The sequence below is a fragment of the Arcobacter aquimarinus genome (assembly GCF_013177635.1).
GTDB lineage: Bacteria > Campylobacterota > Campylobacteria > Campylobacterales > Arcobacteraceae > Aliarcobacter > Aliarcobacter aquimarinus.
Window position 1 is genome coordinate 1233038 of the sequence record NZ_CP030944.1, and the last position, 15102, is coordinate 1248139.

The 15102-nt window shown below is 26.4% G+C and carries 17 protein-coding genes; 10 read left to right on the top strand and 7 right to left on the bottom strand.

All coding sequences use genetic code 11. From position 1 onward, the window contains the following. Positions 1-2 precede the first annotated feature (2 nt). Positions 3-1061 carry an SO_0444 family Cu/Zn efflux transporter gene (locus tag AAQM_RS06065; protein ID WP_129095640.1) on the top strand — a complete coding sequence of 353 codons (1059 nt, stop codon included), beginning with the start codon at positions 3-5 and terminating at the stop codon, positions 1059-1061. Here the strand turns inward: AAQM_RS06065 and AAQM_RS06070 are convergent. The 3 genes from AAQM_RS06070 to AAQM_RS06080 are packed head-to-tail and all read right to left on the bottom strand — an operon-like array spanning position 1058 to position 3375. Beyond that, complete coding sequence (locus AAQM_RS06070; RefSeq protein WP_129095641.1) at positions 1058-1951, bottom strand: DMT family transporter; 894 nt, start codon at positions 1949-1951, stop codon at positions 1058-1060. The two genes, AAQM_RS06065 and AAQM_RS06070, sit on opposite strands and share 4 nt — an antisense overlap. Then, positions 1951-3171 (bottom strand): molybdopterin molybdotransferase MoeA, encoded by a 1221-nt coding sequence (locus tag AAQM_RS06075; RefSeq protein WP_129095642.1) that lies wholly within the window; start codon positions 3169-3171, stop codon positions 1951-1953. Before AAQM_RS06075 ends, AAQM_RS06070 begins: the two co-directional genes overlap by 1 nt. Positions 3172-3180: 9 nt before the next feature. Continuing rightward, entirely contained in the window at positions 3181-3375 is a 195-nt protein-coding gene (locus AAQM_RS06080) for a hypothetical protein (protein WP_129095643.1), read from the bottom strand. A 118-nt stretch (positions 3376-3493) separates the two neighbouring features. Here AAQM_RS06080 and AAQM_RS06085 point away from each other — a divergent pair, with 118 nt between their 5' ends. Together AAQM_RS06085 and AAQM_RS06090 are read left to right on the top strand one after the other, a co-directional pair. Further along, the gene (locus AAQM_RS06085; protein ID WP_129095644.1) at positions 3494-4279 is read left to right on the top strand and encodes a tRNA 2-thiocytidine biosynthesis TtcA family protein; all 786 of its coding nucleotides are present in this window, start codon (positions 3494-3496) and stop codon (positions 4277-4279) included. Further along, positions 4276-4770 (top strand): 2-thiouracil desulfurase family protein, encoded by a 495-nt coding sequence (locus AAQM_RS06090; protein ID WP_129095645.1) that lies wholly within the window; start codon positions 4276-4278, stop codon positions 4768-4770. The genes AAQM_RS06085 and AAQM_RS06090 overlap by 4 nt, the downstream gene beginning before the upstream one ends. A 3-nt stretch (positions 4771-4773) precedes the next feature. Here the strand turns inward: AAQM_RS06090 and trxC are convergent, their stop codons facing one another. The 3 genes from trxC to AAQM_RS06105 are packed head-to-tail and all read right to left on the bottom strand — an operon-like array spanning position 4774 to position 5931. Further along, positions 4774-5205, bottom strand: a complete 432-nt coding sequence (trxC, locus tag AAQM_RS06095) for a thioredoxin TrxC (protein WP_171920663.1) — start codon at positions 5203-5205, stop codon at positions 4774-4776. A 2-nt stretch (positions 5206-5207) separates the two neighbouring features. Then, positions 5208-5447, bottom strand: coding sequence for a hypothetical protein (locus AAQM_RS06100; RefSeq protein WP_129095646.1), 240 nt, complete (start codon positions 5445-5447; stop codon positions 5208-5210). Next, positions 5434-5931, bottom strand: a complete 498-nt coding sequence (locus AAQM_RS06105; protein ID WP_129095647.1) for a putative metalloprotease CJM1_0395 family protein — start codon at positions 5929-5931, stop codon at positions 5434-5436. Before AAQM_RS06105 ends, AAQM_RS06100 begins: the two co-directional genes overlap by 14 nt. A gap of 100 nt (positions 5932-6031) precedes the next feature. Between AAQM_RS06105 and AAQM_RS06110 the strand changes: the two genes are divergently transcribed. From AAQM_RS06110 to AAQM_RS06120, 3 genes are read left to right on the top strand one after another with little or no spacing between them, the layout of a single operon-like run. Continuing rightward, on the top strand, positions 6032-7141 hold the full coding sequence (locus AAQM_RS06110; protein WP_171920664.1) for a GGDEF domain-containing protein: 1110 nt from the start codon (positions 6032-6034) through the stop codon (positions 7139-7141). After that, on the top strand, positions 7141-7698 hold the full coding sequence (locus tag AAQM_RS06115) for a CDP-alcohol phosphatidyltransferase family protein (RefSeq protein WP_129095648.1): 558 nt from the start codon (positions 7141-7143) through the stop codon (positions 7696-7698). Before AAQM_RS06110 ends, AAQM_RS06115 begins: the two co-directional genes overlap by 1 nt. 12 nt (positions 7699-7710) lie before the next feature. After that, positions 7711-8631 (top strand): Ppx/GppA phosphatase family protein, encoded by a 921-nt coding sequence (locus AAQM_RS06120; RefSeq protein WP_129095649.1) that lies wholly within the window; start codon positions 7711-7713, stop codon positions 8629-8631. Here the strand turns inward: AAQM_RS06120 and AAQM_RS06125 are convergent. Beyond that, positions 8628-9428 carry a hypothetical protein gene (locus AAQM_RS06125; protein ID WP_129095650.1) on the bottom strand — a complete coding sequence of 267 codons (801 nt, stop codon included), beginning with the start codon at positions 9426-9428 and terminating at the stop codon, positions 8628-8630. The genes AAQM_RS06120 and AAQM_RS06125 overlap by 4 nt on opposite strands. 173 nt (positions 9429-9601) lie before the next feature. On the opposite strand from AAQM_RS06125, the gene AAQM_RS06130 reads away from it, so the two are divergent. The 4 genes from AAQM_RS06130 to AAQM_RS06145 all read left to right on the top strand — a co-directional run bounded on the left by AAQM_RS06130 (position 9602) and on the right by AAQM_RS06145 (position 14998). Beyond that, positions 9602-11299 carry an acetolactate synthase large subunit gene (locus AAQM_RS06130; RefSeq protein WP_129095651.1) on the top strand — a complete coding sequence of 566 codons (1698 nt, stop codon included), beginning with the start codon at positions 9602-9604 and terminating at the stop codon, positions 11297-11299. After that, positions 11299-11796: an acetolactate synthase small subunit gene (gene ilvN / locus AAQM_RS06135; RefSeq protein WP_128986209.1), complete on the top strand. Its 498-nt coding sequence runs from the start codon at positions 11299-11301 to the stop codon at positions 11794-11796. Before AAQM_RS06130 ends, ilvN begins: the two co-directional genes overlap by 1 nt. A 42-nt stretch (positions 11797-11838) precedes the next feature. Beyond that, on the top strand, positions 11839-12786 hold the full coding sequence (gene lpxD, locus AAQM_RS06140; protein ID WP_129095652.1) for a UDP-3-O-(3-hydroxymyristoyl)glucosamine N-acyltransferase: 948 nt from the start codon (positions 11839-11841) through the stop codon (positions 12784-12786). A gap of 121 nt (positions 12787-12907) precedes the next feature. Beyond that, positions 12908-14998, top strand: a complete 2091-nt coding sequence (locus AAQM_RS06145; protein ID WP_235684810.1) for a DNA translocase FtsK — start codon at positions 12908-12910, stop codon at positions 14996-14998. Positions 14999-15102: the final 104 nt, after the last annotated feature.

Consider the following 15102-nt stretch of genomic DNA (forward strand, 5'->3'; position numbering starts at 1 on the left):
ACATGGATTTAGCTTTTTCTTTAGCTAACAATTTTTTATCGTTACTTGATGCAATGGCTATTTATATTTTAATAGGTTTGTTAATTGCAGGATTTTTAAAACAGATTATTCCAGATGATTTTATTATAAAACATTTAGGAAATGGAAATATTAGTTCAGTTATAAAAGCTACAATTTTAGGAATTCCACTTCCTGTTTGTTCATGTTCTGTTATTCCTTTAGCTCAAAGTTTAAGGAAAGAGGGTGCTAGTAAGGGAGCTGTTCAAAGTTTTTTGATTTCAAGTCCAATAACAGGTGTTGATTCTATTTTAGCAACTTACTCTTTTTTTGGACTATTTTTTACAATTTACAGAGTGATTTCATCTATGATAATAGCTATTGTTGTGGGAATTGTTCAAAATATTTTTGATAAAGAAGAGAGTAAAAAAATAGAAAAAGAGCAAAATTCTTGTTCTTGTAGCTGTTCTTGTTCTAGTAAAAAAGAGAAAAAAAGATTTTCAATAAAAGAAGTTTTCTCTTATGCTTATGTAACACTATTTAAAGATATGGTAAAACCACTTTTTATTGGACTTTTATTTGCTACACTTTTTACAACTTTAGCTCCAAAAGAGTACACAAGTTTACTTTTTGAAAATCAAATACTTACTTATTTTGTAATAATTTTGTTTTCTATGCCTTTATATATTTGTGCAACAGCCTCTTTACCAATAGCAGCAGCTTTGATAATAGAAGGTATGAGTCCAGGAGCTGCTTTTATACTTTTAAGTGCAGGACCTGCTACAAGTTTGATAACTATGGGAGTTGTTTATAAAACGTTAGGTAAAACTTCATTGATTATATATTTAACTATGATTGCAATTTTATCTTTAATTTTTGGATATCTATTTGATTTGTTTTTTATAGATATAAATATATTGAATTTTAGTTTAGAAGAGCAAAGTAGCTCTTTATTTTCTCAAGTTTCAAGCTTTATAATGCTTGCTTTAATGTCATATTATCTTATAAAACCTTGGCTTTATAGAAAAAAAGAGAGTTGCTGTTCTTCAAAAGATTGTCATTAATTTTCTTTAAATAACTTAAAAAAATTTAAGTTATTTAAAATATAAATGGCAATAATAGTAAAAATTGTTCCAATTATTACATTAAAGGTTATTTCTTCACCTAAAAATATAGCTCCAAAACTCAAAGCAGAAGCAGGAACTAAAAAGATATAAGAAGATGCCTCTTTTGCACCAAGTTTAGAAGCACCTATAAAATATATAGAAGTTGCAAAAGTTGTACTTAAAATTGTGATTACAAATATATTAAACCAAAAAATAAAATCAAAATCTAAAACTTTTTCAAAAATATTTGCATCTACAAAAAAGATAAAAAGAGTAGAACTTGAAATTATATAAGTATAAAAAGTAAAAACAAAGGCATTTATTTTAGTAGCTTTTGAAGTAACAATAGTTAATATTGACCATAAAAAAGCAGCTAATAAAAAATATATATTATCCTTTGAAAATATTTCATATAAATTAAAATTCCAAATATTTAACATATTTAAAACTCCAAAAGCACCAAGAATAAGTGCAAAAGAGTGTTTTAAGCTAATAGTTTTTTTATGTAAAAATGCGATTAAAATAAAAGTTATTATTGGAATTAATGTAGTTACTAAAGCTCCTCCAAAACTTCCTGTACCATGTTCAACTCCTAAAAACATAACGATACTATAAAAAGTTAAAATAACTGAAGCTACAAGAATCAAATAAAAAGATTTTAAATCAATTTTAAAAGAGAGCTTATAAAAATAAATGATGGGAAACATTGTAATAAAACAGATTCCCATTCTTAAAAAAACTAATTCATATTCATTTACATAAGTTGTTAAAACTTTGGTACTAATCCAAGAAGCACCCCAAAATATCATGGCAAAAACCATTAAAATATGAAAGATTCGAGTGGTCATTATTTTAATTGGTCTAATAGTAAAATATCTACTAAATCCCCAATTTTTAAATCTTGACTATCTTCATCTTGAATAAGTAAAGCAGGATTTTCAAGCATATTTGTTAAAATTGCACTTGTTCCTTCTTTTTTCCCTTCAAAATCAATTTCGTATTGCCCATTTACATAGTGTACATTACAAGCTGTAAAAATAGTTTTTTTCATTTTCATTGGATAGTTTTGAGTTATTTTTGCTTTTACAATTGGTAATTTTTCATTAGAATCTCTAAATCTAAAAATCAAAGGTAAAACATAAAGTATTGCACAAACAGTAGAAGAGTAAGCAAAACCAGGAAGAGCAACTATGATTTTTTTATCTTTTATAGCAACTAATATATGCATTCCTGGTTTTATAGTAACTCCATGAAATAAAACATCAGCTTTTAGTCTATCTTTTATTACATCTTGTACAAAATCATAATCACCTACAGAAACGCCACCTGTAGTTACAACTATATCAGTTTTACTTAAAGCTATTTCAAACATATTTGTAATTGAATCTATATCATCTTTTACAATTCCCATTTGTAAAACATCTGCTTTATTGCTTTTAAATAAAGCTTCTAAAGTTAAGTGATTTGAACTTCTTATTTGAGAATCATTTGTTTGAGTTTCTCCTAAATCTAAAACTTCACTTCCTGTGCTAGCAACCGCAATAGTAGGATTTACGATTACTTCTACTTGTGAAATATTTAAAGAAGCTAAAACGCCAACTTCAGCAAATCCAATAACTGTTCCTTTTTTTATTAAAACTTCATTTTCTTTATAATTCTCACCTATTTGTCTTACAGCAAAGCCAAAAGGAACTTTTTTTATTATTTTTATTTTATTATCAATAACTTCAACGTTTTCAATAGGAATTAAAGTATCGCTTCCTTTTGGCATTAATGAACCAGTAAAAGTTTTTATACATTTACCAATACTAACCTGTGATTCAACTACATAACCAGCTGGATTTTTATCAATTATTTCTATTAAATTTTTTTCTAAATCTTCATATTTTATAGCATATCCATCCATCGCAGAAGTTGGAAAAGAAGGACTGTTTTCAAGTGCTACAATATCTTTTGCTACTACTTTTGAAATAGCATTAGTAATAAAAACTTTTTGAGTAGCTCTTTTGTTTAGTTCAATATTATTTAAAATCTCAATTGATTTTTTGTAACTTATAAAATTTCTCATGATTATTTTTTATTTAAATTTATTATATTTATGTATCATTATTTTTTCAAATAACATTGCTCCAAAACCTTCAGGTAGATTTGGATTTGTTTTTTCAACTGATAATATGATTGATCTTATTTGATCTTCTGTCATATTTATGGCAATTGGTACTATAGTATCTTGGATTTTTTGTCTAAACTCTTTTTCTTCTTCTAGCGTCATATTTTGAATCTTTCTAGTTTTGTTTATGAAATTATATATTTTTTATCTAAAAACTGAGTAAAAGAGATTATTTTATACTAATTTGATATAATTGCAAAAAATTTATAGGAATAATATTTTGGTTGAATTAAGTAAAAAGATTTCTACAATAGTTGGAAGAACAAATGCAGAATATGGATTGATAAAAGAGGGTGATAGGGTTTTAGTAGGATTTTCAGGAGGAAAAGACTCATTAACTTTAATTCATTCGTTAAATAGATTAAAAAAAGTAGTTCCATTTAATTTCGAATTTAAAGCTGTAACAGTAACTTATGGAATGGGTGAACAAATAGAATTTTTAAGTAATCATTGCAAAGAACATGGAATTGAACACGAAATTATTGATACACAAATTTTTGAACTTGCAGGTGAAAAAATCAGAAAAAATTCATCTTTTTGTTCATTCTTTTCAAGAATGAGAAGAGGGTATTTATATTCAACAGCACAAGAACAAGGATATAATAAAGTAGCTTTAGGACATCATTTAGATGATGCAATGGAATCATTTTTTATGAATTTCTTTTATAATGGAACAATGCGTTCTATGCCTCCTATTTATAAAGCAGAAAATGGTTTAGAAGTTATTAGACCTTTAATTTTTTGTAGAGAGAGACAATTACGAGCTTTTGCAAATACAAATGAAATTAATGTAATTGGTGATGAAGCTTGCCCAGGTCTTAGATTTGATGTAAAAATGCCACATGCAAGGGCAACTACAAAAGAATTATTGGCAAAACTTGAAGAAGAAAATCCAAAAATTTTTGTATCAATGAAAGCAGCTTTTAAAAATATACAATTATCAACTTTTTTTTACAAAGATATAAAAGAGATTGATGCCAATATAAAAGAAGATGATTTAGTATGAAGATACTAATATCTTCATGTTTATTGGGAGAAGATGTAAGATATGATGGAAATAATTCATCAATAGCGTTTACTCCAAGTTTTACTTTTTCAATTAAAGAACTTTTCATGGATATTTTATGTGAAAATGAGATTTACTCTTTTTGTCCTGAAGTAGCAGGTGGTTTACCAATTCCTAGAACACCTTCTGAAATTGTAAAAAATGATAAGCCTTTTATAATAAAAAATGAAAAAGGTGATGATGTTACAATAAATTTTTTATTAGGTGCAAAAAAGGCATTAGATATTTGTATAGAAGAAAACATTAAAGTAGCACTTTTAAAATCCAAATCTCCCTCTTGTGGAAATAAACAGATTTATGATGGAACATTTACTTCTAAATTGATTGAGGGACAGGGTTTAACAGCAAGATTACTTGAAGAAAATGGTGTAAAAGTATTTAATGAGAACGAAATAAAAGATTTAGATAAATTTATAAAAACTAATAAATAGTTTTTATAAATTTTCATTTACTAAATTAGCTAATCTTAATGGGTCTAAAGCACCGCTTATTCTTTTTTTCTCAATACCATTTTTATAAACAACAAGAGTTGGAATAGACCTAATAGCAAACCTTGTTCCTAAGTTTTGTTCAGCTTCAGTATTTACTTTTACAAATAATGCTTTTAACGGATATTTTTTTGCAACATCATTAAATATAGGGGCAAACATTTTACAAGGTCCACACCAAGGTGCCCAAAAATCAACAATTACTGGAATGTCAGAATTTACAATTACATGATCAAAATTCTTTTCATTCAACTCTAAAGGAGTTGTTTCAAGTAATGATTTTTTACAATCTCCACAATTTGCTTTTGTGTAACTATCTTTTAAAGGAATAGCATTGATTTTTAAGCAATGAGGACAAACTACATTTATTTTAGACATAATTAAGCTTTAATATTTAACATCATATCAGAAACAGCATTTTGTGTTTCAATGCTTTTTGCATTAGCAGAATAAGAAACTACTTCTGGAATTTGACCAACAATAGATTCAATTAAATCAGCTGTAACTTCTTGAAATTTTGGATCAGCTACTGTATTTGCAACACTTGCAAGATTTGTTGCCATTTCATTTACTTGTAATTCTGAAGCAACCATAGCATTTAAATTATTATCTATTCTCATAATTAAATCCTTCCTTTAAACTTTCTAATAACATTTTATTTAAATTTGCAGCTTGTGCAATACTTGCATCAGCTCCACTTAAAGCTCCAACTGAACTTGAAGCATCTTTTAATTGTTCAAGTTTCATTTTTGCACTTTGTGGATCTTTTGGAATTGAAGTATCAAATCTAACACTTCCTCCTGTTGCATAAAGCTTCCCATCTGGTCCAACTTGATAATTATAACTAATCGCTGTTGTTGTTTGCGCACCTGAAGCATGTATTTGCTCATGAGTTTTTATTTCATTATCTTTATTTTTAAATTTATTTAAAACTCTTTGGTAATCATTTTCATCATAATTTTTCTCACCTAAAACAACAGTATCATTTTTTTCAAATGTAGATTTTTGAAATTCTTTCTTATCTATATTTGATAATTCACTTTTTTTTATAGCAATTTGTTGATATAAAGAAGAAGCACTTTGATAACTATCGTATATTTCCATAACAAAAAACCTATTTTTAGTTTATTCTAACATAAAATGCTAGAAAAAGTAAATAAAATGTTTTACTTATTTTAAATATAAAGTTAGATAAAATAACTTAATGTTATATAAATTTTTAAAATCAACTACATTAAAATTGTTAATGCTTGTTTGCACTGTTCTTGCAACATTGATTGTTTCAGCACTATTATTTAATAGTCAAGTAGATAAGTTAAAAAAGCAAATAGATGATATTTATTTTGCTAATCTAATTCCAATAATTAAACTTCAAATTATTTCAGATAAATATCAAGAAATAGCATCTTGTAGAAAAATCAAATATAACTGTGATTTTAAAAGTGAACAAGAAGTAATTCTTCAAGAGTGGGAATATTACTATAATGCTTATAAAACAAAAGATGAAAGAATAGTTGTAGATACAATAAATCAAGAAATTATAAATTCTTTTAAAGAAAATAAATACAATATTTTTTTAGATATTTTAAAAAGAGTTGATTTTTTAATAAAATACGAAACGCAAGAAGCATTTAAACAAAGAAAAGCTTTTTTAGATGATTATGAACAAATGAAAAACTATATTTTTTATAATATAGTTCTAATTCTTTTTTTATCTTTCGCTGTTATTGTATTTATAATTTTACAAGTAATAAAAAAAGATAAGCAATTAACTGTATTAAATAAAAAATACCAAATAGAAGCAATAACAGATGGTATGACGCAGTTATATAATAGAAAATATTTTGATACTATTTTTGATAATATGCCTTTTATTTCAAATGCAAATAATTGGAAATGTGCTTTTATAATGGTTGATATTGATTATTTTAAACAATACAATGATACTTATGGACATGATATGGGTGATATTACTCTTAAAAAAGTTGCCCAAACTTTAAAATTATATTTCAATAAAAAATATGAATTTGTATTTAGATTGGGTGGAGAAGAATTCGGAGTAATTTTATTTGATATAAATGAAAATATATTAGAAAATTGTTTGAAAGATATGAATAAAAAAATATTAGAATTACAAATTGAGCATAAAAATAGTAAAATACTCGACGTAATTTCAATTTCAATGGGAGCTATAATATATAACCCAAATAGTTATATTTCAGCCAATAAACTTTATAAATTTGCAGATGAAAGTTTATATAAATCTAAAGAAAATGGAAGAAATCAATATCATATATACAATGAAGGAAAATAATGAGTTTTTTATTTAATAAACATAATCATTTTAATTTGGCTAACATAGTTACTTTTTTTAATATTGCATCTGGAATTTTTGCAATTTATTTTTTAACTCATCATGAGTTTTTTGCTGCAGCTCTTTTTGCTTGGCTTGCAGGAGGATTTGATATTATTGATGGAAAAATTGCTAGAAAATATAACTTATCAACACAATTTGGAATTCAACTTGATTCTTATGCTGATTTTTTATCTTTTGTTATTGTTCCTGCTATGTTTATATATTTTGCAGTAATTGATACAAAAGAAGCTTTTTTAAATACGCCTTTGATTATTTTTGCTTTTGTTTATTATGTAATTTCAGGACTTAGAAGATTAATTCAATTTAATATAAATGCAGATGAAGGTAAAGTTGAAAAGTATTTTACAGGAATACCAACACCTCTTGGAGCAATATTATTATGGCTTGTTTATCTAATTTTTTTAACAGGTTTTATAAATGAGACTTTTGTTTTATTTATGATGATACTTATAGGTTATTTATTAAATTCAAAAATTAAAATTCCTCATTTATAGTAGTTATAACTAATGAATAATCAAATAGTAAGTGTAGATTTAGGTTCAAACTCTTTTCGTGTTTTAAAATATGATTGTTTAAATCATAAAATAATTTCAGAACATAATGAAGTAGTTGGAATGGCTGATGGTTTAATTGATACTGGTATTATTTCTAAAGAAGCTATAAATAGAGTTGTTAATGCAATAAAACATTCTATAGAAATTATAAACTATAATCCTAAAGATGCTATTTGTGTAACAACAGCCGCAATGAGAAAAGCTTCAAATAGTCAAGAAGTTTTAGCTTATTTAAAAAAAGAAACGCAATTAGACTTTAATATTATTGATGGAGATGAAGAGGCTAGACTTACTTTACTCGCTGTCAAATATGCTTTAAAAAGAGAAAAAATCAATTCTGATAACTTTATACTTCTTGATATTGGCGGTGGTTCAACTGAAATTATTGTAAATACAAAAGATGAATATAAAGCTAAAAGTTTTGATTTTGGTATTGTTACTATGACTCAGAAATTTCTAAAAACTCATAATTTACATAGTGATTTAGAAAATAAAAAAATGGAAATAAAACAATTTTTAGATTCATTAAATTTAAATTTATCAAATTATAGTTTTGTTGCAACTGCTGGAACTCCAACAACAATAGCAGCTATTAAACTAGGACAAGATTTTTTTTCATATGATAGAAATATTGTAAATGGTGCAACAGTAAATCTTGAAGATTTAAGTTATTGTTTAGATATTTTTAAAAATTCTTCAAAAGAAGAGATTACAAGACTTGTTGGTCGTGGTAGAGTTGAATTTATTGAAGTTGGAATTTTTATTTATAAAACAATATTTGAAGTTTTAAATAAAAAAGAATCAATAGTTTTAGATGATGGATTAAGAGAAGGTGTTGCAATAAACTATTGTTTAAAAAAGTGTAAAGATTAAGAGAGTAATCTTACACTTTGTTCTTGAACTATATTTGCTTGAGAAGCAGCTAGATAACCAGCATTAGCATTTACATTTGTTTTACTAAAATCACTTGATTCTTTACCAAAATTTTTATCTTTATTTATTTTATTTTGATTAAATAAATCTATCTGTTCTTTTATAGAATCTCTTGCACTCTCTTCTAATTTATTTCCAAAATCTGTAAATTGGTCGTAAATATTTTGCAGTTTACTAGATGATGAAGCTACTTTATCCATAGAATTATTCACGTTTAAAGAATTATTTAAATCACTATTATTTATACTTTCAAAAATATCATTTGCAAAAGATGCTGTATTTGGTTTATCCATAGAAAAATTTACAAAACTTGTATTTATATCAATTGAATTTTTTTCATCATTATAGTTATTCACTAGTAGATTTTCCCTTTGATATTTTGTTTCATATGCAATTTGATTAAAAGCTCTCAAATCTTCATTTATACTTTGTTTAATATCATTTTTATTTTCTAAATTATTTATATTTTCTAATTTATTTTGAATATTTTTCAAGTAATCTTGTTGTTTTTCGATTGAATTTTGAGCAATTTTTGTAATAGCTATTCCATCATTTAAAGATTGAACATTTAAAGATAATTCATCTCTTTGTTTATTGTAATTATTTATATTTAAATTTAAGGCTTCTTTTTCTGAATTTTCAATTCTCGATTTAGAAAAGCTTCTTTCTGATTGTAAAGAAGAGACAGAAGTATTTAAACTAGATATATTATTGTTATTTATAGCATTTACATCCATTTTTTAAACCTTAGTTTTCTATGTATTGCTTATAGTATAACAAAATTTATATTATAAGTTAGAATCTTAGATATTTTAATTGTAAATTTCTCAATTAATTTTTTCATCAAACCATAGTTTAATTATAGTTTTTGTAAAATATTTGCTTATTTTTAGAACAATGGAGAATTATTATGAAGATGACTGGCGCAAAAATGGTTGTAGAATCATTACATCAAGAAGGGGTTGAAGTAGTATTTGGATACCCTGGAGGCGCTATTATGAACGTCTATGATGAAATATATAAACAAAACTATTTTCAACACATTCTAAATAGACACGAACAAGCTTCGATTATTGCAGCTGAGGGATACGCAAGAGCAACTGGTAAAACTGGCGTTGCAATAGTAACTTCAGGTCCTGGATTTACAAATGCAGTTACAGGATTAGCTGATGCATATATGGATTCTATTCCTTTAGTTGTAATTTCAGGACAAGTTCCAACAACAATTATTGGAACAGATGGTTTTCAAGAAATTGATGCGGTTGGAATTTCAAGACCTTGTACAAAACATAATTATTTAGTTAATAAGATTGAAGATTTACCAAGAATTATAAAAGAAGCGTTTCATATAGCAAGTACTGGAAGACCAGGACCTGTACATGTTGATATCCCAAAAGATATAACAGCTCAGGTTGCAGAGTTTATTTATCCTCAAGAGATAAATTTACCTACATATAAACCAACAGTTAATTACAATAAAAAACAGCTAAAAAGAGCGATGGAAGCTATTTCTAATGCTAAAAAGCCATTACTTTATGTAGGTGGTGGAGCAATTTTATCAAATTGTGGATTTGAAATTAGAGAATTAGCTAAAAAATTAAATATTCCAGCAGTTGAAACTTTAATGGCAAGAGGTGTAATGGGTGACCAGAATCCATTATTCTTTGGAATGTTAGGAATGCACGGTGAATTTGCTGCAAATATGGCTGCCTATGAAACTGATTTATTAATCTCTTTAGGAGCTAGATTTGATGATAGGGTAACAGGAAGATTAGATGAATTTGCTTCAAAAGCAAAAGTAATTCATGTTGATATTGACCCAACATCTATTGCAAAATTAGTTGTTCCTGATTATCCAATCGTTGGAGATTTAAAAATTACAGTAAAAGCAATGATTGAAGCAATTAGTGAATATGAATTTAATGATTATTCAAATTGGGTTGAATTATTGAAAGATTATAGAGAAAAAGAACCTTTAAGATATATTGATTCAAATGAAGTTATTAAACCACAATGGCCTATTGAAAGAGTAGGTAAATTGTTAGGTTCTAAAGCTATTATTTCAACAGATGTTGGTCAACATCAAATGTGGACAGCACAGTTTTATCCATTTTCATATCCAAGACAATGGATTACAAGTGGTGGTTTAGGAACAATGGGATTTGGATTGCCAGCTGCTATGGGAGTTGCAAGAGCAATCAAGGGAACAGATAAAGTATCTATTAACTTTACAGGAGATGGTTCTATTTTAATGAATATTCAAGAGCTTATGACTTGTGTTGAATATGAATTACCAGTTATAAATATTGTTTTAAATAACAACTATTTAGGAATGGTTAGACAATGGCAAACAATGTTTTATGAAAATAGATTATCTGAAACAGATTTAACAGCTCAACCAAATTTTAAAATGCTTGTTGAGGCGTTTGGTGGATTAGGGTATAGAGTTACAACAAAAGAAGAGTTTGATGCTGCTTTAAAAGATGCAGTTGAGCAAAAAAGACCTGCAATGATTGAAGTAGTTGTTGCAAGACATGAAGAGGTATTACCGATGGTTCCAAATGGTCATGCGTTAAATGAAATGACATTAATTGAAGGAGGAAAATAATGAACAATTTTAATCATTATTATGATAGCGAAACTACAAGACAAGTTATTTCTGTAGTTGTATTAAATGAACATAATGTTTTATCAAGAATTGTTGGATTATTTTCAGCACGAGGTTATAATATTGATTCATTAACTGTTGCTCCAATTACAGATAGTCAATATTCAAGAATGACAATAGTAACAACAGGAGATAAAAGAGTAATAGATCAAATTGTTAAACAATTAAATAAATTGATTCCTGTATTAAAAGTAAATGAGCATAAAAATGTTATTGAAAAAGATACAGTTTTGATGAAATTTTCAATTGATAATAATTTATCAGATATTGATGTAATTGCACGTGCTTATCATGGAAGTATACAAAATGTAACTGATGATTCTATTATTGTTAGTGCCACTGATTCAAGTTCTAGAATCATGAACTTTATAAAAGTTATGCAAAAATTCAATCCACTTGAAGTTGTAAGAAGTGGAATTGTAGCAATGGAAAGATAAGAGATTTAATCTCTTATCTTATTCTTAATTTAAGGATAGAAAATGACTCTTGAAGAGATAGCAGATTTTATTGGTATAAACTGCCAAGAGAAAAAAGAGATAACTGGTTTAAACACTTTATTAGATTCAAATGAAAATCAACTTACTTTTTTAGAAAATAAAAAATATTTATCAGATTTAAAAAATACAAAAGCAGCAGCTGTTTTAGTAACAAGTGAAAATGCTAGTGAAGTTCCAAATGGAACTATTGCTTTAATTTGTGATGAACCATATTTAAATTTAGCAAAAATCTCTAAGCTTTTTGCTCCAAATGTTGTAGAAATGGATGGTGAAAAACCACTTATTGGTGGTGGAACAAAAGTTATGCCAAATGTCTATATTGGAAAAGATTCTGTTGTAGGAAGTGATTGTACTATTATGGCAGGAGTTTTTATTGGTGATAATGTAAAAATAGGGAATAACACTATTATTTATCCAAATGTAACAATTTATAGGGATTGTGTTGTTGGAAATGATTGTATTATTCATGCTGGAACAGTAATAGGAAGTGATGGTTTTGGATTTGCAAATACAAAAGATGGAAAATATATAAAAATTTACCAAAATGGAAATGTAACTATTGGAAATGATGTAGAAATAGGTGCAAATTGCGCAATAGATAGAGCAGTTTTTAAATCAACAATCATTGAAGATGGTGCAAGACTTGATAATCTTGTACATATTGCACATAATTGTAAAATTGGTCGTGGTTCAATTTTAACAGGACAAGTTGGACTTGCAGGTTCAACAATTTTAAATGCTTATGTTGTAATGGGTGGACAAAGTGCAACAGCTGGGCATCTTGAAATTGCACCATTTACTACAATTGCTGCTCGTGGTGGAGTAACTAAAAGTATAACTGAACCTAAAAAATCATGGGCTGGATTTCCTTTATTTGAGCATAAACAATGGCTTAAATTACAAGGGAAAATATCAAATTTATTAAAATAAAAAATAAAAAGGTTTTATCATAGCTAAAAAAATCATATCATTAATTATTTTATTTATTATTATTTATTTTCAATATACTACTTTTGAAAGTGGAAAAGATGTTGTTGGAAATGTCGGATTTATATTTTCTGATTTTTCACATAAATATTTTGGATACCTATCTTATGTATATTTACTTCTATTAATTATTCCTTTGTATACAATCAATTTTAAAAGAAATATTGATAAAAAAGATTTAATTTTAAATATATTAGTAGTATTTTTACTCTTTTTTGTAAGTTTAATTTTCCAAGCATTAATTTTGGAAAATCCTTATACAAGGGGTGAAATTGGAAATATTTTAATAGATTCTTTATCTCCTGTAATTGGAAGAGCAGGATTATATATATTTGTTTTAGTAGGTTTTATAATTTCTTTTTTAGTTTTATTTGAAAACTCTGATTTTGATATAGAAGATTTAAAAAAAATAAAAAATAAGATAAAACTAAGAAAAACTTTAAATATAAAACAAATAGAAAATAAACAAAGAGAAAAAAGAATTCAACAAAATAATAATATAACTTTAAATGAATTTAATAAAAAAGAAAATAAAACTATTGAAATAGAAGAAAAAGAAATTTCTACTTTTATTGAAGATAATATTTTATCAGTTGATAATTCAACTTTAGAAACTCAAGAAGAGGTTGAAAAAATTATACAACCACAAATTCCTGAATCTCACTCAATTATTGTTGAAGAATTAGAGGAAAATAAGAAGTTGTTAGAACAAATAGAATTAGGGAAAACTGAAAAACCTAAAAATTTCAAACTACCTCCAACTTCATTTTTTCAAGATTCACCAAAAGATAATAAATCAAAAGTTTCAGAAGCTTTTATTGACCAAAAAATAGCAGATTTATTAGATAAATTAGCTATGTTTAAAATTGATGGTGATGTTGTAAGAACTTATACAGGTCCTGTTGTTACAACTTTTGAATTTAAACCAGCACCAAATGTAAAAGTATCAAAAATTTTAAATCTTCAAGATGATTTAGCAATGGCATTAAAGGCTCAAACAATCAGAATCCAAGCTCCAATTCCAGGAAAAGATGTTGTTGGAATTGAAGTTCCTAATGAAGATACACAAACTATTTATTTAAAAGAGATGTTAGATAGTGAGATTTTTCAAAACTCTAAATCTCCATTAACTATGATTTTAGGAAAAGATATAGTTGGTAAACCTTTTATTACAGACCTTAAAAAGTTACCTCATTTGCTGATTGCAGGAACAACAGGAAGTGGAAAATCTGTGGGAATTAATTCAATGATTTTGTCACTACTTTATAAAAATTCACCAGATAATTTACGTCTAGTTATGATTGACCCTAAAATGCTTGAATTCTCGATGTATAATGATATTCCACATCTTTTAACTCCAGTTATTACAAAAGCAGCAGATGCCATAAATGCATTAGCAAATATGGTTTCAGAGATGGAAAGACGTTATACATTAATGTCAAAAACAAAAACGAAGAATATTGAAAATTATAATGAAAAGGCACAAAAAGAGGGTTATGATACTATGCCTTATATTGTTGTAGTTATTGATGAGTTAGCTGATCTTATGATGACAAGTGGAAAAGATGTTGAATATTCAATAGCAAGGCTTGCACAAATGGCAAGAGCATCTGGTATTCATTTAATAGTTGCAACTCAAAGACCATCAGTTGATGTTGTAACAGGTCTTATAAAAGCTAATTTACCAAGTAGATTATCTTATAAAGTAGGGCAAAAAATAGATTCTAAAATTATTTTAGATTCTATGGGTGCTGAATCCCTTCTTGGTCGTGGAGATATGTTATTTACACCACCTGGTGTATCAGGACTTGTAAGAATTCATGCACCTTGGTCAACAGAAAGTGAAATTGAAAAAGTTGTTGAGTTTTTAAAAGAGCAAAGAGAAGTTGTTTATGATATGAATTTTATCAAAGATAGAACTTCAACAATTGGTTCTGGAAATGCTAGTTCAAATAATTCTGATAATATAGAACTTGATGAACTATATGATGATGCAAAAGATATAGTTTTAACAGAGAAAAAAACTTCAATTTCTTATATTCAAAGAAGATTAAGAATTGGTTATAACAGAGCTGCAACAATTGTAGAACAGCTTGAACAAACAGGTATTTTATCTGAGGTAAATGCTAAGGGAAATAGAGAAATACTAGTATAAATTGATAAAACTTGTCATTTACTAGTTTATATAAGGGTTATTTTGAAAATAAAATTATCCATTTTACTTTTTTTATGTTAGAATAAATAAATTATTATAAGGAG